The organism is Polaromonas sp. YR568, assembly GCF_943371715.1.
Lineage (GTDB): Bacteria > Pseudomonadota > Gammaproteobacteria > Burkholderiales > Burkholderiaceae_C > Polaromonas.
In genome coordinates, this window is record NZ_CALRVW010000016.1 from 43,255 (window position 1) to 61,058 (window position 17,804).

Consider the following 17,804-nt stretch of genomic DNA (forward strand, 5'->3'; position numbering starts at 1 on the left):
GGTTTCATGCGGCGGCGGGGGCGAGCTCGCCGGTGCTGGAGACCTTGTCTTCCGGCGGGGTCACCGCAAAGCTGTGTGCGCTGGCCAGCGGCCAGTACAGCTTGAAGACCTGGTGCTGGCTCTCCAGGTCGGTCAGCAGCGAGCCCTCTTTCACATGCAGCACCAGGTTCGACAGCAGCCGCACCTCGGTGTCGTTGATGCGCCGCACGATGTGGTGCGCGGTGAGTTCGCTGGTGTGGCGCAGTCCGGCCGCTTCCAGCAGTTCCTTGAGCGCCTTCAGCGTGCTCTGGTGAAAACGCCAGACGCGCTCGGCCTTGTCGGGAACGATCAGCGCCTTTTGCCGCAGCGGGTCCTGCGTGGTCACGCCGGTCGGGCAGTTGCCGGTGTGGCAGGTCTGCGCCTGGATGCAGCCGAGCGCAAACATGAAGGCTCGGCCCGAATTGCACCAGTCGGCACCCAGCGCCAGCATGCGCGTGATGTCGAAGGCGCTGATCACTTTGCCGGCGCAGCCGATGCTGATCTTTTTCCGCAACCCGGCGCCGAGCAGCGTGTTGTGCACCAGCAGCAGCCCTTCCTGCACCGGCGCGCCCACATGGTCGGTGAATTCCAGCGGCGCGGCGCCGGTGCCGCCCTCGGCGCCGTCGACCACGATGAAGTCCGGCGTGATGCCGGTTTCCAGCATGGCCTTGACCATGGCAAACCACTCCCAGGGGTGGCCGACGCAGAACTTGAAGCCGGTCGGCTTGCCGCCCGAGAGCTCGCGCAGGCGGGCGATGAAATGCATCATTTCCACCGGTGTCGAAAACGCGCTGTGGGACGACGGCGAGACACAGTCCATCCCGATCGGCACACCACGGGCCGCGGCAATTTCGGCGGTCACCTTGGGGCCCGGCAGGATGCCGCCATGCCCGGGCTTGGCGCCCTGGCTCAGCTTGAGCTCGATCAGCTTGACCTGCGGGTCGGTGGCGCCCGCTGCAAACCGCTCGGGGCTGAAGCTGCCGTCGTTATTGCGGCAGCCGAAATAACCCGAGCCGATTTCCCAGATCAGGTCGCCGCCATGCACGCGGTGGTGCTGGGAGATCGATCCCTCGCCGGTGTCATGCGCAAAGCCGCCGCGTTGGGCGCCGCTGTTGAGCGCCAGGATGGCCGGCGCCGACAGCGCGCCGAAACTCATGGCCGAGATGTTGAAGATGCTGGCGCTGTAGGGCTGCGCCGTGTCCGGGCCGATGGTGATGCGAAAGTCGTGCGAGCTTATGTGGGTGGGTTGCACCGAATGGTTGATCCACTCGTAACCGTGTTGGCTCACATCAAGCTGCGTGCCAAACGGCCGGTTGTCCAGCTCGCCCTTGGCGCGCTGGTAGACCAGCGAACGCTGCGCGCGCGAAAACGGCGCGGCTTCCGAATCGCTTTCAATGAAATACTGGCGCATCTCCGGGCGGATGAACTCCAGCAGAAAACGCAGGTGGCCCATCACCGGGTAGTTGCGCAGGATCGAGCTTTTGGTCTGCAGGACATCGTGGATGCCAACGCCGCAGAGACCCCCGAACAGCAGCAGCGCCAGCAGGCCCCGGCCGGAATCGAACAGCATGTAAACGCCCAGCAGGAAACCGGCCGCGCACAGGACAAGGGCGGTGTAGCGGACGGGGTACCCCGCGGTGAAACGATGGCGCATGCAAGCCTTTGCAGGGGGAAGGGGGAAGGGGGAGGGGGGAGGAGGCCGGGGCTCGCCCGCCAGAGGGGCTGCAGCTACACTGCCCATCATACGAGTTAAACCACCACGGACACCCCATGACAGACGCCCCCGCCCCTGCCGATTCGACTTTCCCGGGCGCCCTGAGCCCCGAGGATTTCGAGACCCTGGACACCATTCTGGATGACCTGCGCAACCGCGAGGAAGAGACGCCGCAGTGGGAGTTCTGCGAGGGTTTCATGGCCGCGCTGGCCTGCACGCGGCGCGAGATCCCGCCCGACGAATACATGGCCGTGCTGCTCGACTTCGAGGGCGCCGAAGACGAGGCCGTCGCCCGGCAGCTGTTTGCCAGCGATGCGCAGCGCGCGCAGTTCATGGACCTGTGGAACCGTCGCTACCAGGACATCTGCCGCGCGCTGGACGCCGACGTGGAAAGCCTGCAGGACGAGCGCGCGTTTTACCCGCAGGTTGGCGACATGCGCGGCATGCTGGCCCGGCTGCCCGAGGAAGAGCGCAAGGACATCGACATGGACAGCGTGCCCTCGTTCGCCCAAGTCTGGGCACTGGGCTTCATGTACGCGGTCGAGTCCTGGCCCGACGAGTGGGCGCTGTCGCGCCAGGAAGCCAAGGACAAGCAGGCCGTCGAGGACCTCGACGCCGCGCTGGGCGCCATCATCGAGCTGACCGACGACGACCCGGGCCCGATGCAGGTGCCCATGCTCGGCGAAGACGCCGCGCCCAGCGCCAGCGAAACGCGGCTCGAACAATTCGGCGAAGCCTTATGGGCGGTGTACGACCTGCGCGGCTTCTGGCGAAGCTTCGGCGCCAAGGTGGCGACCATTCACAAAGAGGCCACGCCCGGCCGCAACGATTTGTGCCCCTGCGGCAGCGGGAAGAAATACAAGAAGTGTCACGGGGCGGGGTGAGGGCCGCGGCTCGAGCTCAGGAGATTCAGGCGACTCAGGCGGAATAGGGCTCATGGACGATTCGCTGGGATAACCACCATATGTTGCCGTGGGTATCACGCACGCCGCCCTGGCGATCACCGTAGGGCATGTCGGCAACAGCCATCTCGAGTGTCGCGCCGTGCGCCAGTGCCTGCTTCATCGACGCGTCGGCATCTTCCACATACAGGTAAAAGGCGCCGGTCATGGCCGGGTACTCCGGCGAGGACTCGCTGACCATGACCGTCGAGGTTCCGAGCACCACCTGGGCGTTGGCGATGCAGCCATCGGCCCGCAGGCTGCGCAGCGTTTCATAGCCACCCAGGCCATGAACCAGGAAGTCGACAAAGCGCGCGGCGTCATCCACAAAAAAGTAAGGGGTGACGGTTTCGAAACCAGGCGGGATGTACATGGCGGTGACTCCGACAGGGGGTGACTCAGGCAAGCCCTCTGCCTTGACATCAAGGCTTGAGGCTTTTCAGATAGTCTTCGTTGATGCGATTGGCCTGCACGGCAGCCGGGCGCGCATAAAGCCGTCCGACATACGCTTCAAACAGGGCGCGCTTTTCAATGGTGCCAAACATCATGCCCCAGCCAAGCTGGGAGCCCACGTACACGTCGGCAGCGGTGAATTGCTCGCCGCAGATGTAGGGTCCGGGCATGAGCGCCGTTTCAAGTGCATCCATCGTGGCACTGTAACTGCCGAACCCGACAAAGCTGCTCTTGCCTTCGGGAACCTGCCAGCCGAGTGCCTTGGCGGTCACGGCCAGTTCCAGCGGACCTGCCGCAAAAAACAGCCATCGAAAATAGGCGGCGCGGGACGGATGACCGGGGGGAGGAATCAGGTGCTTCTCGGGAAAACGATCAGCAAGGTAGGCGCAGATGGCGCCCGCTTCCGTGACTGAAACGTCGCCGTGCTTGAGGGCGGGAACCTTGCCCATGGGGTTCACGCGGAGATAGTCGCTGCTTTTCATGGTGGACCCAAAGTCGAGCCACACAGTTTCATAGGGCACGCCCGTCTCTTCGAGCATCCAGTGGGCAATGCGGCCGCGTGACTGCGGGTTTGTAAAAAACACAAGATCGTTCATGGCGGGATGTCTCCTTGGACAGAGGGAGTGCCGGTATTGGAGCGAAAAGCGAACATATGTCGGGTCTGCGCGGAGAGGTGCAGCCGCAAACAGCCATCACTTTAAGAGACTGCCGAAGCTACCGCCATAAAAAAACTGTGAAAAAAAGCCACGCGCCTCCTTTGTTCTTCCTGACGCATCGATCCGGCGATTTCTATGGTCTCTTTGCCTTCCGGCCCAATGGAGATAAGCGCCAGCAGCTATTTATTTGATAGCGTATCGAGGCAGGCATCGGAACGCCACCTCCTCATGGAAAGCGTCACAGTCGCCGCGGTCAAACCTCCTGCGAATAAACAATGAAGCCCGTGTGTTGGGCCACCTTGTCATAAAGAAGCCGGCCGGCTGCATTGGTGGTGTGTGTTTGCCAGTACACCCGCTTGATGCCGGCCGCCTTTGCCTGCTCGTACACACCCTCGATCAACGCCCGCCCGACGCCCTGGCCGCGAACCAGCGGGTCGGTGAACAGGTCCTGCAGATAACAAGTGAGTTCAATGCGGGTGGTGCTGCGGTGGTAGAGGTAGTGGGTCAGGCCGCACAGCTTGCCGTCGCGCTCGGCGACCAGCGCAAAGACGGGTTCGGCCGGATCAAAGAAGCGCTGCCAGCTGATCTTCGTGATTTCCGGCGCCAGCGCGGTTTTGCCCTCGCGGCCGTAGAACGCGTTGTAGCCGTCCCAGAGCGGCGTCCAGGCGGTGAGGTCGGTTTCGCGGAGCGGGCGAATGAGAACGGCAGGAGCCATGTTGTGCTGAGTCCCTTTTTGTTACCGGCCGGGTTTGCCTTCGTAGACGCGTGCCAGCAGCAATCCGAAAGCGGGCAGGCTGGCGGCCGGCGTGGGGCGAAGCACGCCCTGGGCCTGCAAGATGGCAATCAGCTTCTTGGGGGCCACCTGCTTGTCGCCGACGATCTCGACATGGCCTGCACCCACCTCGACCCGCCGGGTACGGCCATCGGCCTCCACGAGGGGGTGGCGTTGCTCTGCCAGTGAAAAAATATCGTCGCCTTCCACGCAGCGCCCGTTTTCTTCACGCCGACAGGTGCCACGTTCGTCGGTATCAATCTTCAGGTGGCTGGCCACCTGCGGCGCCAACGGCCCGGGCTCGCGAATGAAGCGCGACGAATAGGTGATGTCCGCCCACTTCGCGCCGGTGGCGATATAGCAGCTCAAGGGCAACATGCCCAGCGTGACTGGGTATAGCCAGGTCTTGCCGCAGGTTCTGGCCGAGTCGATGCCGGAGAAGGGTCCCGAGACGGTCACCAGCCGCAGATCGACAGGCCGCCCCCGTGACGGCGGGGTTGGCGCTTCCGTCATCGACTTGCGCGCAATCAGCGCACCCTGGCTGTGCCCGATCACCGTGATCTGGGGCACGCGCGATTGCGCGGCCAGCTGCTGGACCGCCTGCCGGAGTTCGTCTGCCGCCGTTGCCAGCCTGGCACGGTCGTCATAGGTGAAGCAGGCCGTCTGCTGGCCGTGAAAGGCCAGCACCTGGGCCAGCCCCCGGAACTGGCCGGAGGAGCCGAAGCAGCCATGCACCAGCACCTGCACCGGCTGGGTCGAATCAATGCGCAGGCTGCGGTCGGCGCTGTCTGTGCAGGGGCCCAGGCCGGGAATCTGGAGGGTGATGTCGGGCGCGGGCAGGCGGCCTTGTTCCAGGTCCACGGTGTTCATCGCCTGTTTTGAAGCACAGCCGCCGAGCAGGCCCAACAGGCCAAGCAGGGGGATCCAGCCAGCCCGGCGCTGAAGGCCGGTGCGCATCGTCGCTGCGCGGCTCATGCGAGCGCACCATACACCGGCTCGCAGCGCACGTCGGTCTTGACCGAGTTGGCGATGAAGCAGGCGTCGTGCGCCTCGTGGTGCAGACTGTCCAGCTCTTCGCGGGTCGGCTGGCGCGCGCCGGAAAACTCCACGTCGGGACGCAGCGTCACGATGGTCATGGCCATCTTGCCGTCGGCATTCCTTTCCATGATGCCTTCCGCGGCGTCGAAATAACGGTCCACGCAGAATTTGCGTTTGGCCGAGATCGACAGAAACCACAACATGTGGCAGCTGGCCAGCGAGGACACAAAGGCTTCCTCCGGGTCCAATGCCGAGGCATCGGACATCGGCGGCGGCACCACATGCGGTGACGAGGAGCCGGGTACCTCCAGGCCGCCGTCAAAACGCAGCAGGTGCCGGCGGCTGTAGCGGTTGCCCGCAAAGTCGCCTTCGTTGCGCAGCCATAAAACTTCGGCGGTGTAGTGGGCCATGGTTATTTGAAGAAGGTGTGCAGGGCGTGCGCTGTTTCCAGCGGCAGCTCTTCGGGAATGAAATGCCCGGCCGACAGGGCCTGGCCGCTGACAATGCCGTCACATTGTGCCTGCCACAGCGCCAGCGGCTGAAACAGCTGCTGCACCACACCGCGCTCACCCCAGAGTACGTGGGTGTCGCAGGCGATCTTTTCGCCGCGCGCCCGGCTCTCGCGGTCATGCACCAGGTCGATGCCGGCGCTGGCGCGGTAGTCCTCGCAGGCGGCGTGGATCGCCTCGGGCGTGCAGAAGCAGCGTTCGTACTCGATCAGCGCCTCGGGCTCGATGTAGCTCAGGCCGCGGCTGCCCCAGCCGCCGAGCTTGGCGTGCAGGTAGTCGACGGCGCAGCCGCCAATCATGGTTTCTGGCAGCGGGTTGGGCTGGATCAGGTGGAACCAGTGGTAATACGCGGTGGCAAAACGCATGTCGGTGGCGTTGTACATGTCCAGCGTGGGCGCAATGTCGATCAGGCAGAGCCGGTCCACCCGCCCGGGGTGGTCCACGGCCAGGCGGTGCGCCACGCGGCCGCCGCGATCGTGGCCGCAGAGGAAAAAACTGCCGCGGCCCAGCGCGTCCATCACGGCCACGGCGTCCTGCGCCATGTTGCGTTTGCTGTAGTTGCTGTGGTCGGGCAGGCCGGCCACCTTGGAGGAGTCGCCGTAGCCGCGCAGGTCGGGCATAACCAGGAAAAAATGCGCCTGCAGCGCCAGCGCCACGCGGTGCCACATCACATGGCTTTGCGGAAAGCCGTGCAGCAGCAGCAGTGTCGGGCCGGCGGCATTGCCGCCATAGCGGGCGAAAATGGAGGTGCCGTTGACTTCGAAGTCGCGCGCTTCAAAGCCCTCAAACCACAGATCGGGCAGGGTGGAGGCCATGCTCAGTGCCCGCCCTGTTTGCGGCGCGCCAGGTAGGTGTGCAGGTTGGCCGCCGCCGTTTTGCGCACCTTGCTGCGCAGGAAGGGCGTCCAGCCCAGCAGCAGGCCCGGCGTGCCCAGCGCCTGACGCGCCCAGGCCCAGAAGTTGAAGCGGTCACGGTGCGTGGCGATCAGCCCCTGAGGCGTGAAGGTGAAGCGCCCGTCGATCACGTTGTGCACCAAACGCCCGGTGGCACTGAAGCGGTAGTGCGCCTCCCAGTGCGCCTGGCCGGTGGCCGCGTCGGCCTGGACGTCGCTGTAGTCGAGTTTCCACACATCGCGCCCCTTGGCCCGGGTGGCGTCGCACAACATGTGCCACATGCCCGTGACCTGCTCGTGCCCGCGCAGCGAAAACGCCTCGTCGTCAAACGTCGCGTCGGGCGCATAACACTGGGCCATGGTGTCCGGGTCCAGGCGTGCGAAGGCGCTGTAGAACTTCTCCAGGGTCTGCTCGTTGGGGTGCATAAGCGCTTTCGGAAGTGAGGGAACCCGCGAAATCGTACACCGTCCGGCTGTGCCCGCGCAGCGACCTGTAACAGGTCGCAGGCACGCCGGCGACAGGCCGGGCATTGATAATGCGCCAACGCGACCCATCTGCTTGCCCATGATCCCATTTTCCGTTCTGGACCTCTCCCCCATCGTGGAGGGCAGCGACGCCGCGCAGTCCCTGCGCAACACCCTGGACCTGGCGCAACACGCCGAACGCTGGGGCTTCCAGCGCTACTGGCTGGCCGAGCACCACGGCATGGCCGGCATTGCCAGTGCGGCCACGGCAGTTGTCATGGCGCATGTGGCAGGCGGCACCTCGCGCATCCGCGTCGGTGCCGGCGGCATCATGCTGCCCAACCATTCCCCGCTGGTGATTGCCGAGCAGTTCGGCACGCTGGAATCGCTGTTTCCCGGCCGTATCGACCTCGGGCTGGGCCGGGCGCCGGGTTCCGACCAGGCAACGGCACGCGCGTTGCGGCGCGACCTGAACGCCGACCCCAACGAGTTTCCGCAGGACGTGGTCGAACTCATGCATTACTTCGATCCGGTGTCCGAGGGCCAGCGCGTGCGCGCCGTGCCCGGCGCCGGCCTGAAGGTGCCGATCTGGATTCTGGGCTCCAGCCTGTTCGGCGCGCAGCTGGCGGCCCAGCTCGGCCTGCCGTTTGCTTTTGCCTCGCACTTTGCGCCGGCGCAGATGATGCAGGCCATCGAGATCTACCGCAGCCGCTTCCGCCCCTCGGAACAGCTGGCGCGCCCCTATGTGATGCTGGGCTTCAATGTGTTTGCGGCCGACAGCCACGAGCAGGCGCAGCTGCTGTCGTCGTCGATGCAGCAGGCCTTTGTCAACCTGCGCAGCGGCCGGCCTTCGCGCCTGCAGCCGCCGGTGGCCGGTTACGAGGAGCGCCTGACACCACCCGAGCGCGCCATTCTGGAGCAGACCCTGTCGTGCTCGGCCATAGGCGCCCCGGGGACGGTACGCCAGGCGCTGGAAGCCTTCGTGGCCCGCACCGGCGCCGACGAGCTGATGATCACCTCACAGATCTTCGACCACAAGGCGCGCCTGCGCTCCTACGAGATCACGTCCGGCCTGCAGGACTGAGGCTGGTCGGGAACAGCCGCAACCGTGGGGGCTACTTCTTGACTGACAGCAGCTCAATCTCGAACTGCAGCGTGGCGTTCGGCGGAATCACGCCGCCCGCACCGCGCGAGCCATAGGCAATCGCCGCCGGGCAGGTCAGCTTGGCCTTGCCGCCCACCTTCATTTTCTGCACGCCTTCGGTCCAGCAGGGGATCACGCGGTTCAGCGGAAACTCCGTGGGTTCGTTGCGTTTGTAGGAGCTGTCGAATTCCTTGCCGTCGGGAAAGCTGCCACGGTAGTGCACCTTGACGGTGTCGGTGGCGGCCGGGCTGGCGCCGCTGCCGTCTTTCAGCGAGCGGTAAACCAGCCCGCTGGCCGTGACGGCCGCACCCGCCTCCTTGGCGGCCGCGGCCGCCGCTGCATCGGCTTGCGCCCAGGCGGCGGGCAACACGAACAATGACAAAACGCTGGCGCAGAGAATGGATCGCATGAAAATTCCTTGGGTGATGTTCAGAAGGCCAATTGACCGGGATGCAGCCATGTTAGCGCGGTGCAAAAAGTTACATGAAGCGAGCGAGCGGGAATGAGCAACCGCAGGGGTCTTCAGACCAGCCAGGGCCGTGGATCTGGCTCCGCCAGTCCGCAGGCGCAGCGGCCCCCGAGGGGCTGGAGCCTGCGGCTCCAAAGCTGCTTGAGCAGCTTTGGACAGGCGACAGAAGCGAAGCCTCTGGCGAGCGGCGGCCTGCAAGGCCTCGCGCAGTACGCGAAGCGACAAGCGTGGGGGCCAGGTTCTATCGCGGCGCGTCGCGCAGCAGGTCTCGGTTGTCGTTCCACCAGGGGTCGTTGACGCCCTCCAGCAGCTTGTCGAAGGCAAACGCCTTCTGGCTGATCACCAGCCGGGCCGCGCAACGCCGCACGGCGTGAAAGGACTCGTCCGTGCTGTCCAGTGGCGGACAGCGGGCGCTGAGCCTCTGGTAATAGTAGGGGGGCCAGGTGCCGGTGGTGTTGACCTCCTGGCCGGACAGCCAGTACACCCCGCCGGTGCGGCTGGCCCTCCAGCGCTCGTACACCGGCACGGGCAGGCCCTGCTTGACGAGGTAGTTGCGCAGCCCGTCGATGGACGCCTTGTCCGGCGCGGACCCCGGAGCTTGTTGCAGGCCAATCCGCCCGGCGGGCAACAGGCGCCAGGCGCCGGCCAACCAGACGATGGCGCAGGCGCCCGCGCAGTCGGCGCTCGCGACCGTGTGCGGGTACAGGGCGGCCAGGGTGTCGGCCAGCAGCAGGGCTTCCGTGGTGTCGCCGCCTGAAATGGCCAGCTCGACCCGCCCGAGGGCATGCCAGGCGTCAGCCGGTTTGCGCCGTACCAGTTCGGTCAGGCGGGCGGCGTCACCCGGCAGCAGTTCGCCGCTGATGGTCAGGCTGCGGGCCACGCCAGCCAAGGGGCCGTCGGGGAAGGGGTTGCCGTAGCTGAACTCCAGCGCGTGGGCGCCAGGCAAGACCAGCAAGGAGCCCAGCAGCTGCGGCAGCAGCATTCGCATCGGTGCGGGGCCTGGCACGCGGCCCGCCGCAGCGGGGCGATGCCAAAACGTCAGGAGCCAGCGGGGTATCAGCATTCAATCCTTGTCAAACCCGTCAGCCGCGCTGGGGGTGCTACCGGCCAAAAAAACAAAACCACTTTACACGTCCCGCTCCTGCGGCGCTGCAGGGCAAGGCCTACTTTACACAGCCCGCAAAAACCCTTCGCCACGACACCCTGAACGTCGCCGGCCTGGCGTTGATCTGCGGCAAGCCAGCCTGGCGCTCCTGTGTCATCCTGTTGCCATGAACACAGTCACCGCCTCTGCTCCGGGTTTTCTGTCTGCCGCCACGCGTTTTCTCTTCTTCACCGGCAAGGGCGGGGTGGGCAAGACCTCCTTGTCGGCCGCGTCGGCCATTGCCCTCGCTGATGCGGGCCGGCGCGTGCTGCTGGTCAGCACCGATGCCGCGTCCAACCTCGACGAGATGCTGGGCGTGTCGCTGCGCAACCAGCCGGTGGACGTGCCCGGCGTGCCAGGTCTGGCCGTGCTCAACATCGACCCCGACACGGCCGCCGAGGCCTACCGCCTGCGCGTGCTCGCGCAGCTGGAAGCCGATGCCAGCGAGGACGAACGTGCCACCGTGCGCGAGCAGCTGTCCGGCGCCTGCACCACCGAGATTGCCGCGTTCGACGAATTTGCCGCCTTGCTGGCCCAGGAGGGCGGCGGCTGGGACCATGTCATCTTCGACACCGCGCCCACCGGCCACACCTTGCGCCTGCTCAGTCTGCCCAAGGCCTGGAGCGGTTTTCTGGCCGGCAACGACCGCGGTGCCTCCTGCCTGGGCCCGCACTCGGGCCTGAAGATGCAGGAAACGCGCTTCAACGCCGCCCTCGCCGCGCTCAGCAATGCGGCCATCACCACCGTGGTGCTGGTGACGCGGCCCGACCCGCGCCCCATGCAGGAGGCCGCACGCACCGCCGAGGAGCTGCGCACGTTGGGGCTGTCCAACCAGCGCCTGGTGGTCAATGGCGTGTTTCACGCCAGCCGGCCGGATGACGCCACGGCCAAAGCCTTCGAAGCCCTGGGTCGCGAGGCCATGGCTCACATGCCGCAGGCGCTGGCGCGCCTGCCGCGCGACGAGGTGCCGCTGCGCGCTTTCGATACCGTGGGCCTGCCGGCGCTGCGTGCGTTGTTGGGGGCCGGTCCGATGCCGGTCACCGTGCCCGATGCCGCTGCGGGTGTGGCCCCCTTGCCGGCCGAGCCGCTGTCCCGCCTGGCCGACGAACTGGCGACCCTGGGCCACGGCCTGATCATGGTGATGGGCAAGGGTGGCGTGGGCAAAACCACCATTGCCGCCGCACTGGCCGTGGGCCTGGTGCAGCGTGGCCACAGCGTGCACCTGACCACCACCGACCCGGCCGCCCATGTGGCCGAGACGCTCAACGGCAGCCTGCCCAACCTGAAGGTCGGGCGCATCGACCCCAAGGCCGAAACCCAGGCCTACATCGCCAAAATCATGGCCACACGCGGCAAGACGCTCGACGAACAGGGCCAGGCGTTGCTGCTGGAAGACCTGCAGTCGCCCTGCACCGAAGAGGTGGCGGTGTTTCATGCCTTCAGCCGCGTCGTCAACGAGGCGCGCAGCGCCTTTGTGGTGCTGGACACCGCGCCCACCGGCCACTCGCTGCTCCTGATGGATGCCACCGGCGCCTACCACCGGCAGATGATGCAGCAGTACGAGAGCAGCAACAACGCCGCGCACATCATCACGCCGCTCATGCGGCTGCAGGACGCGTCCATGACCCACGTCATCCTGGTGACCCTGCCCGAGGCCACGCCGGTGAGCCAGGCCGCGGCATTGCAGGACGATTTGCGCCGCGCAAAAATCGAGCCCTGGGCCTGGGTCATCAACAAAAGCGTGGCCGCCACCGGCACCACCGACCCGCTGTTGCAGGCCCGCCTGGCCGGCGAGCACCGCCAGACCGCGCGTATTGCCGGCGGCCTGGCGCGCCGCACCTTTGTGCTGCCCTGGCTGGCCGAACCGCCGGTGGGGGTGTCGGCCCTGGGCGCGCTGGTGGAACCGGCTGCGGAGGCGGCGAGTTCATAGCGCCTTCGGCACCGCCTGGCTCAAAAAGTCATACACCGCGCGTATGCGGCGGCTGGTGCGGATCTCGCGGTGCACCGTGAGCCAGATCGGCAGCGGCGGCACCTTGATCATGGGCAGCACGGCGACGACGTCCTTGTCGGTGGCGGCCAGGTAGTCGGCGATGAAGCCTATGCCCAGACCGGCGCGCACGGCTTCCCAGTAGGCGATCAGGTCGTCGCAGCGAAACGCAAATGCGTCGCGTGTCACCGGCAGGCCAAAGCCCGCCATGCCCTTGAGGATGGCCTCGTCGCGGTCACTGCCCACCAGTTCGTGGTTCAGCAGATCCTGCGGCTGCTTCGGCGTGCCGCGCCGGCGCAGGTAGTCGCGGTGTGCATAAGTGCCCAGCGTGACTTTGGCAATGCGCTTGACCACCAGGCTGGCTTGGTCGGGCTGCACCATGCGCAGCGCGATGTCGGCCTCGCGCCGCAGCAGGTTGCTGACCGCATTGCTGGCCACCAGCTCGACCTGGATGTCGGGCAGGGCCAGGCGCATCTGCGCCAGGATGGGGGGCAGCACAAAACAGGCCACCGGCTGGCTGGCGGTGATGCGCACCCTGCCCGAGATGCCCGGCTCCAGGCCCGACACGTTGCGCGCAAGCTCGTTGGCGGCGTTGTCCATGGCGCGGGCCGACTCGGCCAGCTGAAGCGCCGTGGCGGTGGGCAGCAGGCCACGCCCGGTGCGCTCGAACAGCGACACGCCGAGCTGTGCTTCCAGCTCGGCGATGTGGCGGCCGATGGTGGGCTGGCTGGCGCTGAGCACACGCGCCGCGCCCAGCAGGCTGCCCTGGTCCAGTGCCGCCAGGAAGGAGCGCACCAGGCGCCAGTCGAAATTGTTATTCATGGATGAATACCTGATGTGAAGCGTTAGGGGATTGTCGAACAGCTGGCCGGTTTCCACAATCACGCCATGTCCACCCCTTTTCTTCAGGAGATTTCCATGACGCAGCCTGCCACCGTTCTCATCCTCGGCGCCCGCGGACGGTTTGGCCTCGCGGCCACACGCGCCTTTGCCCAAGCGGGCTGGCGGGTGCTCGCCCAGCTGCGCCCGGGCGCCAGCGGCCCGGTGATTCCGGGTGTGGTGTGGCTGGCCGCGCAGCCCGGCGACACGGCCCGGCTCGCCGCTGCCGCACACGGTGCCGCGGTGGTGGTGCAGGGGCTCAGCCCGGTGTACACACACCTCGCCTGGCGCCGGGACCTGCCCGGCCTGACGCAGGCTGCCATTGATATCACCCGTGCATTGGGCGCCACGCTGATGCTGCCGGCCAGCGTCTACAACTTTGGTGAGACCATGCCGCCGCTGCTGCGCGAGGACACGGCGCAGGCGGCCAGCACCTTCAAGGGCCGCATGCGCATCGCCAGCGAAGCGCAGGTGCGCGCGGCCACGCAGGACGGCCGCATGAAGGCGGTGGTGATTCGCGGCGGCGACTTTTTTGGCAGCGGCACCGGTTCTTGGCTGGACGAGGTGATGGTCAAGGACATCCGGCGCGGCAAGTTCACTTACCCCGGCCCTCTGAACGTGCCGACTGCCTGGGCCTGGCTGCCGGACATGGCGCGCAGTTTTGTGGCGGTGGCCGGGCAGCGGCATCGGCTGCCGGCCTTCGAAACCCTGCACTTTGCGGGCTACAGCCTCACGGGGCAGGACTGGGACGATGCACTGACCGACATCGCCTGGGAGCGCGGCTGGTTGCCCGCCGGCGGCAAGCTGCGGACTCAATCGCTGTCCTGGCTGATGATGCGGGCGCTGGGCCTGGTGTTGCCGAAAATCGCGGCGCTGTGTGAAATGCGCTACCAGTGGCACACGCCGCACACGCTGGTCAACACGCGCATGGCCGCCCTGACCGGCGCCGAGCCGCACACACCGTTTCCCGAGGCGCTGCGTGCGGCACTGGCAGAGCTGGGCCTGTTGACTTCGCGCAAGGCGATTCCTGCGGAAACGCTTACGGTGGCAGGGCAAACCTTGGAAAGGAGCGCCTCATGAACCTGAACCGCAGAAATTTTGTGCGCCTGGCCGGTGGCGGCGTGGTGCTGGGCGCCACGGCCGGTCTGGCCGGCTGCTCGTCCGAGCTGCCGCCCGAGGCGATTGCCGCCTGGAACGGTCCCGCCGCCGACACCGCCGATGTGCGGCGCTGGATCCTCAGCTACGCGATTCTGGCGCCGCACTCGCACAACCTGCAGTCCTGGCTGGTGGACCTGCGCCAGCCCGGCGAGATCATGCTGTACTGCGACCTCACGCGGCTGTTGCCCGAGACCGACCCGCAGTCGCGCCAGATCATGATGAGCCAGGGCACTTTTCTGGAGTTGCTGGACCTCGCGGCCAAACAGAAAGGCCTGCGCGCCGACATCACGCTGTTCCCGCAAGGCGAGTTCGGTCCGGCCACGCTGGACCAACGACCGGTCGCGCGCATCGTTCTGGTCGCGGACGCCGGCATCAAGCCGGACCCGCTGTTTGCCGACATCCTCAAGCGCCACACCAACCGCGAAGCCTACGAGATGCGCGAGCCCGCAGCTGGTGCCCTGCAGGCCATTGCCGCCAGCGTTGCGCCGTTTCCCATCCGCACCGGCTTCGTGGGAACCAGCCAGCCCGACCTGCTGCAACAACACCGCGCCATCGCCATGGAGGCCTGGCGCATCGAGCTGGTGACGCCGCGCACCGTGCTGGAATCGTTCAAGGTGCTGCGTGTCGGTCCGCGCGAAATTGCCGAGCACCGTGACGGCCTCACCATCAACACGCCCATGGTGCGTACGCTGACGGCGCTGGGCCTGTTCGACCGCAGCAAGGCGCCAGGGCCGGATGACACGGCCACCACTGGCCAGATCAAGGACTTCAATACCAAGATTGCTGCGACGCCGGCGTTTTTCTGGCTGGTGACCGAAGGTAATGACCGCAAGACCCAGGTCAACGCCGGCCGGGCCTATGCGCGCGCGCAACTGGCGGCCACCGCGCAGGGCCTGGCCATGCAGCCGCTGTCGCAGGCCTTGCAGGAGTACCCGGAACAGGCCAAACCGTATGCCGACATTCATGCCTTGCTGCAAGCGCCGCAGCCGCGTTACACGGTGCAGATGTGGGCGCGGCTGGGTTATGCGCCGAGGGTCGGCCCGTCGCCACGGCGCGGTTTGCAGTCCCACCTCATCACCGCTGCTTAGGCAGCGGCGAATCGCGGCCTGAGCGTGCGGCGCAGCAAAAACAGGACCACCCCGAAGTTCAGCATGTTCCATGCAATGCCGTTGAGAAAAGCAGCGTTGTAGGATCCGGTGAGGTCGAACACCTTGCCCGACATCCAGCCCCCCAGCGCCATGCCCACCATGGTGAACATGATGACGGTGCCGACGCGGGCACCGGCTTCGGCGGCGGGAAAATGCTCGCGCACGATGATCGCGTAGCTCGGCACAATGCCGCCCTGAAACAGGCCGAACATCGCCGAAATCACATACAGCGAGACCATGCCGTCGAACGGCAGGAACAGCAGCAACGCGACGGTCTGCAAGGCCGAGCCCAGCAGCAGCGTGCGCAGCCCGCCGATGCGGTCGCAGATGGCGCCGGAGACCAGCCGGCTCACGATGCCGCAGGCCAGCATCAGCGACAGCATTTCAGCACCACGCGCCGCGCCGAAGCCGAGGTCGGTGCAATAAGCCACGATGTGCACCTGCGGCATGGACATGGCCACGCAGCAGGCCAAACCGGCCACACACAGCAGCGCCTGCGCCTGGCCCAGGCTCAAGCCGAAAGGCCGGTCGCTGGCAGCGACACCACGCACGCTGACCGGCGCCAGAGCGAGTGCCGGCGGGCGCTGGCGCATCAGCTGGGCCAGCCCGAACATCACCAGGCTGCAGAACAAGGCCAGTCCCCAGTAGGTCTGGCGCCAGCCCACACTTTCGACAAAGTGCTGGATGATGGGCGGCCAGAGCGCGCCGCCCAGGTAGTTGCCGCTGGCGCAGACCGCCACCGCAATGCCGCGGCGCCGCACAAACCACAGCGAGGTGTCGGCCAGCAAAGGTGAAAACGTGGCCGAGCTGCCCAGCAGGCCAATCAGTAAACCGTGCGCCAGCGCAAACAGCCAGATGTTTCCCGACAGGGCGGCTGCGCCGAAACCCAGGCCCATGCCGACAGCGCCCACGCTGAGCGGCAGCGCCACACCGAAACGGTCGGCCAGCCGGCCCATGAGCATGCCGCCCAGACCAAAGCCGACCATCAGCAGCGTGTAGGGCAAGGCAGCGTCGGCACGCGCCACGCCGAAGTCGGCCTGCACCGCCGGCAACACCACGGGCACCACATACATGCCGGCGGCACCCACGGTCATCAGTGCCAGGGTCACCAGCAGGCGGCGCCAGGCCGTCGCGGAGTCAATCAGCTCGGCACTGGCAGGAAGGGTGCGCATGGCCGGTTCAGCCCAGCAGCTGTACCAGCCGCTGCAGCGCATGTTGCACCGTGGCGGCACGCACGGCCGCGCGGTCGCCGCTGAAGTGTTGCATCTCGCTGCTGATGTGTCCGTCCACCGTGAAGCCAAACCAGACCGTGCCCACCGGTTTGGCACGGCTGCCGCCGGTGGGGCCGGCCACACCGGTCACCGCCACCGCGACCCGGGCCCGGGAATGCGTGATGGCCCCTTCCGCCATGGCGCGCGCGACTTCCTCGCTGACCGCGCCATGGGCGGTGATCAGCGTTGCCGCCACGCCGAGCATCTCGGTCTTGGCCTCGTTGGAGTAGGTGACGAAGCCGCGCTCGAACCAGTTGCTGGAACCCGCCAGGTCGGTGCAGGCGGCGCTGATCAAACCGCCGGTGCAGCTTTCAGCGGTGGCCAGCAGCCAGCCTTTTTTGAGAAGCAAATCGGCCAGCAGCCCAACCAGGACGGGCGCAGGCAGCTCACCTTTTGATAGTGAAGAGGAGTTCACCAGAACCTCCAGGCGGCGATCACCAGCAGCGTGCAGAACGCAGCCGCGAAGTCGTCCAGCATGATGCCGAAACCGCCGCGCCAGCCAAAACCCTTGAAGGTCCGGTCGGCCCAGGCCATGGGGCCGAACTTCACCGCGTCAAAAAAGCGGAACAGCACAAAAGCCGCAAGCTGGCCCCACAGGCCCGCCGGCATGACCAGCCAGAGGATGAGCCAGAAGGCCACGACTTCGTCCCAGACGATGCTGCCGGGGTCGGCCACGCCCATGTTTCTGGCCGTGACCGTGCTGGCCCACCAGCCCAGCAGCGTGGCCACGGCAATCAGCAGCCCCATCTGCGGCGTGCTCAGCCAGGGCGCGATGGCCAGAAAGGCCAGCCAGGCCCACAAGGTGCCGGCCGTGCCGGGCGCCACCGGGCTCAGGCCCGAGCCAAAGCCCAGCGCCAGCAGGTGGGCCGGGTGCGCCAGCATGAAGCGGGCCGTGGGGCGCCGCGGGACAGGGGCGGCGACCGTATCCTGCGCGGAAGTGAACAACAAGGGAGCGTCTGGCAAACGGGTCATGGATCTGGGGCTGCTGGTCGGTCGCTCGATCCGGCAGACCAGGTTGGCCTGCTTGTCGATGCACGCCTGATTATGGGCAGGCCCGCGGGCCGCGGCAACCGCGGGGGCATGGGTCCGTCGCCGGGAGTCCGGCGCCCGACTGTGCGTCAAAGAGAAAAATGGCCGAAATTCCTT

Annotated in this window: 19 protein-coding genes; 5 read left to right on the forward strand and 14 right to left on the reverse strand. The window is 66.6% G+C overall.

Annotated elements, in window-relative coordinates; translation table 11 throughout:
* Window positions 1-4 precede the first annotated feature (4 nt).
* Complete coding sequence (locus AAG813_RS12830) at window positions 5-1,672, reverse strand: FMN-binding glutamate synthase family protein (protein WP_341915847.1); 1,668 nt, start codon at window positions 1,670-1,672, stop codon at window positions 5-7.
* Between the two features lie 116 nt (window positions 1,673-1,788).
* Between AAG813_RS12830 and AAG813_RS12835 the strand changes: the two genes are divergently transcribed.
* Entirely contained in the window at window positions 1,789-2,616 is an 828-nt protein-coding gene (locus AAG813_RS12835) for a UPF0149 family protein (protein ID WP_341915850.1), read from the forward strand.
* Window positions 2,617-2,650: 34 nt separating this feature from the next.
* Here the strand turns inward: AAG813_RS12835 and AAG813_RS12840 are convergent, their stop codons facing one another.
* The 7 genes from AAG813_RS12840 to AAG813_RS12870 all read right to left on the reverse strand — a co-directional run bounded on the left by AAG813_RS12840 (window position 2,651) and on the right by AAG813_RS12870 (window position 7,419).
* Entirely contained in the window at window positions 2,651-3,046 is a 396-nt protein-coding gene (locus tag AAG813_RS12840) for a VOC family protein (protein ID WP_341915854.1), read from the reverse strand.
* A 49-nt stretch (window positions 3,047-3,095) separates the two neighbouring features.
* Complete coding sequence (locus AAG813_RS12845; RefSeq protein WP_341915859.1) at window positions 3,096-3,722, reverse strand: glutathione S-transferase family protein; 627 nt, start codon at window positions 3,720-3,722, stop codon at window positions 3,096-3,098.
* A 313-nt stretch (window positions 3,723-4,035) separates the two neighbouring features.
* Complete coding sequence (locus tag AAG813_RS12850) at window positions 4,036-4,497, reverse strand: GNAT family N-acetyltransferase (RefSeq protein WP_341915861.1); 462 nt, start codon at window positions 4,495-4,497, stop codon at window positions 4,036-4,038.
* Between the two features lie 21 nt (window positions 4,498-4,518).
* Entirely contained in the window at window positions 4,519-5,511 is a 993-nt protein-coding gene (locus AAG813_RS12855; protein WP_341915864.1) for a hypothetical protein, read from the reverse strand.
* Between the two features lie 14 nt (window positions 5,512-5,525).
* Window positions 5,526-6,002: an OsmC family protein gene (locus AAG813_RS12860; RefSeq protein ID WP_341915867.1), complete on the reverse strand. Its 477-nt coding sequence runs from the start codon at window positions 6,000-6,002 to the stop codon at window positions 5,526-5,528.
* 2 nt (window positions 6,003-6,004) lie between these two features.
* Complete coding sequence (locus AAG813_RS12865) at window positions 6,005-6,916, reverse strand: alpha/beta hydrolase (RefSeq protein WP_341915870.1); 912 nt, start codon at window positions 6,914-6,916, stop codon at window positions 6,005-6,007.
* A gap of 2 nt (window positions 6,917-6,918) precedes the next feature.
* On the reverse strand, window positions 6,919-7,419 hold the full coding sequence (locus AAG813_RS12870; RefSeq protein WP_341915874.1) for a nuclear transport factor 2 family protein: 501 nt from the start codon (window positions 7,417-7,419) through the stop codon (window positions 6,919-6,921).
* Between the two features lie 139 nt (window positions 7,420-7,558).
* On the opposite strand from AAG813_RS12870, the gene AAG813_RS12875 reads away from it, so the two are divergent.
* A complete protein-coding gene (locus AAG813_RS12875; RefSeq protein WP_341915876.1) occupies window positions 7,559-8,542 on the forward strand; it encodes an LLM class flavin-dependent oxidoreductase in 984 nt (327 codons plus the stop codon).
* Between the two features lie 31 nt (window positions 8,543-8,573).
* Here AAG813_RS12875 and AAG813_RS12880 read toward each other — a convergent pair whose 3' ends face one another.
* Complete coding sequence (locus AAG813_RS12880; RefSeq protein ID WP_341915879.1) at window positions 8,574-9,011, reverse strand: FKBP-type peptidyl-prolyl cis-trans isomerase; 438 nt, start codon at window positions 9,009-9,011, stop codon at window positions 8,574-8,576.
* Between the two features lie 301 nt (window positions 9,012-9,312).
* Complete coding sequence (locus AAG813_RS12885; protein WP_341915882.1) at window positions 9,313-10,059, reverse strand: hypothetical protein; 747 nt, start codon at window positions 10,057-10,059, stop codon at window positions 9,313-9,315.
* A gap of 283 nt (window positions 10,060-10,342) precedes the next feature.
* On the opposite strand from AAG813_RS12885, the gene arsA reads away from it, so the two are divergent.
* The gene (arsA, locus tag AAG813_RS12890; protein WP_341915885.1) at window positions 10,343-12,145 is read left to right on the forward strand and encodes an arsenical pump-driving ATPase; all 1,803 of its coding nucleotides are present in this window, start codon (window positions 10,343-10,345) and stop codon (window positions 12,143-12,145) included.
* On the opposite strand, the gene AAG813_RS12895 is transcribed toward arsA, so the two are convergent.
* On the reverse strand, window positions 12,140-13,024 hold the full coding sequence (locus AAG813_RS12895) for a LysR family transcriptional regulator (RefSeq protein WP_341915888.1): 885 nt from the start codon (window positions 13,022-13,024) through the stop codon (window positions 12,140-12,142). The genes arsA and AAG813_RS12895 overlap by 6 nt on opposite strands.
* Window positions 13,025-13,120: 96 nt before the next feature.
* On the opposite strand from AAG813_RS12895, the gene AAG813_RS12900 reads away from it, so the two are divergent.
* Together AAG813_RS12900 and AAG813_RS12905 are read left to right on the forward strand one after the other, a co-directional pair.
* Window positions 13,121-14,161, forward strand: a complete 1,041-nt coding sequence (locus tag AAG813_RS12900) for an epimerase (protein ID WP_341915890.1) — start codon at window positions 13,121-13,123, stop codon at window positions 14,159-14,161.
* Window positions 14,158-15,327 (forward strand): nitroreductase family protein, encoded by a 1,170-nt coding sequence (locus AAG813_RS12905; protein ID WP_341915892.1) that lies wholly within the window; start codon window positions 14,158-14,160, stop codon window positions 15,325-15,327. Before AAG813_RS12900 ends, AAG813_RS12905 begins: the two co-directional genes overlap by 4 nt.
* Here AAG813_RS12905 and AAG813_RS12910 read toward each other — a convergent pair.
* The 3 genes from AAG813_RS12910 to AAG813_RS12920 are packed head-to-tail and all read right to left on the reverse strand — an operon-like array spanning window position 15,324 to window position 17,540.
* On the reverse strand, window positions 15,324-16,559 hold the full coding sequence (locus AAG813_RS12910) for an MFS transporter (protein ID WP_341915896.1): 1,236 nt from the start codon (window positions 16,557-16,559) through the stop codon (window positions 15,324-15,326). The two genes, AAG813_RS12905 and AAG813_RS12910, sit on opposite strands and share 4 nt — an antisense overlap.
* Before the next feature lie 7 nt (window positions 16,560-16,566).
* On the reverse strand, window positions 16,567-17,073 hold the full coding sequence (locus AAG813_RS12915; protein WP_341915899.1) for a CinA family protein: 507 nt from the start codon (window positions 17,071-17,073) through the stop codon (window positions 16,567-16,569).
* Complete coding sequence (locus tag AAG813_RS12920) at window positions 17,070-17,540, reverse strand: phosphatidylglycerophosphatase A (protein ID WP_341915983.1); 471 nt, start codon at window positions 17,538-17,540, stop codon at window positions 17,070-17,072. The genes AAG813_RS12915 and AAG813_RS12920 overlap by 4 nt, the downstream gene beginning before the upstream one ends.
* Window positions 17,541-17,804 lie beyond the last annotated feature (264 nt).

Coding starts and splice junctions, on each gene's coding strand:
- AAG813_RS12865 (WP_341915870.1), bottom strand. CDS start 6,916: ATGGCCTCCACCCTGCCCGATCTGTGGTTTGAGGGCTTTGAAGCGCGC.
- AAG813_RS12850 (WP_341915861.1), bottom strand. CDS start 4,497: ATGGCTCCTGCCGTTCTCATTCGCCCGCTCCGCGAAACCGACCTCACC.
- AAG813_RS12905 (WP_341915892.1), top strand. CDS start 14,158: ATGAACCTGAACCGCAGAAATTTTGTGCGCCTGGCCGGTGGCGGCGTG.
- AAG813_RS12895 (WP_341915888.1), bottom strand. CDS start 13,024: ATGAATAACAATTTCGACTGGCGCCTGGTGCGCTCCTTCCTGGCGGCA.
- AAG813_RS12885 (WP_341915882.1), bottom strand. CDS start 10,059: ATGCGAATGCTGCTGCCGCAGCTGCTGGGCTCCTTGCTGGTCTTGCCT.
- AAG813_RS12900 (WP_341915890.1), top strand. CDS start 13,121: ATGACGCAGCCTGCCACCGTTCTCATCCTCGGCGCCCGCGGACGGTTT.
- AAG813_RS12920 (WP_341915983.1), bottom strand. CDS start 17,540: ATGCTGGCGCACCCGGCCCACCTGCTGGCGCTGGGCTTTGGCTCGGGC.
- AAG813_RS12840 (WP_341915854.1), bottom strand. CDS start 3,046: ATGTACATCCCGCCTGGTTTCGAAACCGTCACCCCTTACTTTTTTGTG.
- arsA (WP_341915885.1), top strand. CDS start 10,343: ATGAACACAGTCACCGCCTCTGCTCCGGGTTTTCTGTCTGCCGCCACG.
- AAG813_RS12830 (WP_341915847.1), bottom strand. CDS start 1,672: ATGCGCCATCGTTTCACCGCGGGGTACCCCGTCCGCTACACCGCCCTT.
- AAG813_RS12875 (WP_341915876.1), top strand. CDS start 7,559: ATGATCCCATTTTCCGTTCTGGACCTCTCCCCCATCGTGGAGGGCAGC.
- AAG813_RS12860 (WP_341915867.1), bottom strand. CDS start 6,002: ATGGCCCACTACACCGCCGAAGTTTTATGGCTGCGCAACGAAGGCGAC.
- AAG813_RS12835 (WP_341915850.1), top strand. CDS start 1,789: ATGACAGACGCCCCCGCCCCTGCCGATTCGACTTTCCCGGGCGCCCTG.
- AAG813_RS12910 (WP_341915896.1), bottom strand. CDS start 16,559: ATGCGCACCCTTCCTGCCAGTGCCGAGCTGATTGACTCCGCGACGGCC.
- AAG813_RS12870 (WP_341915874.1), bottom strand. CDS start 7,419: ATGCACCCCAACGAGCAGACCCTGGAGAAGTTCTACAGCGCCTTCGCA.
- AAG813_RS12845 (WP_341915859.1), bottom strand. CDS start 3,722: ATGAACGATCTTGTGTTTTTTACAAACCCGCAGTCACGCGGCCGCATT.
- AAG813_RS12880 (WP_341915879.1), bottom strand. CDS start 9,011: ATGCGATCCATTCTCTGCGCCAGCGTTTTGTCATTGTTCGTGTTGCCC.
- AAG813_RS12855 (WP_341915864.1), bottom strand. CDS start 5,511: ATGCGCACCGGCCTTCAGCGCCGGGCTGGCTGGATCCCCCTGCTTGGC.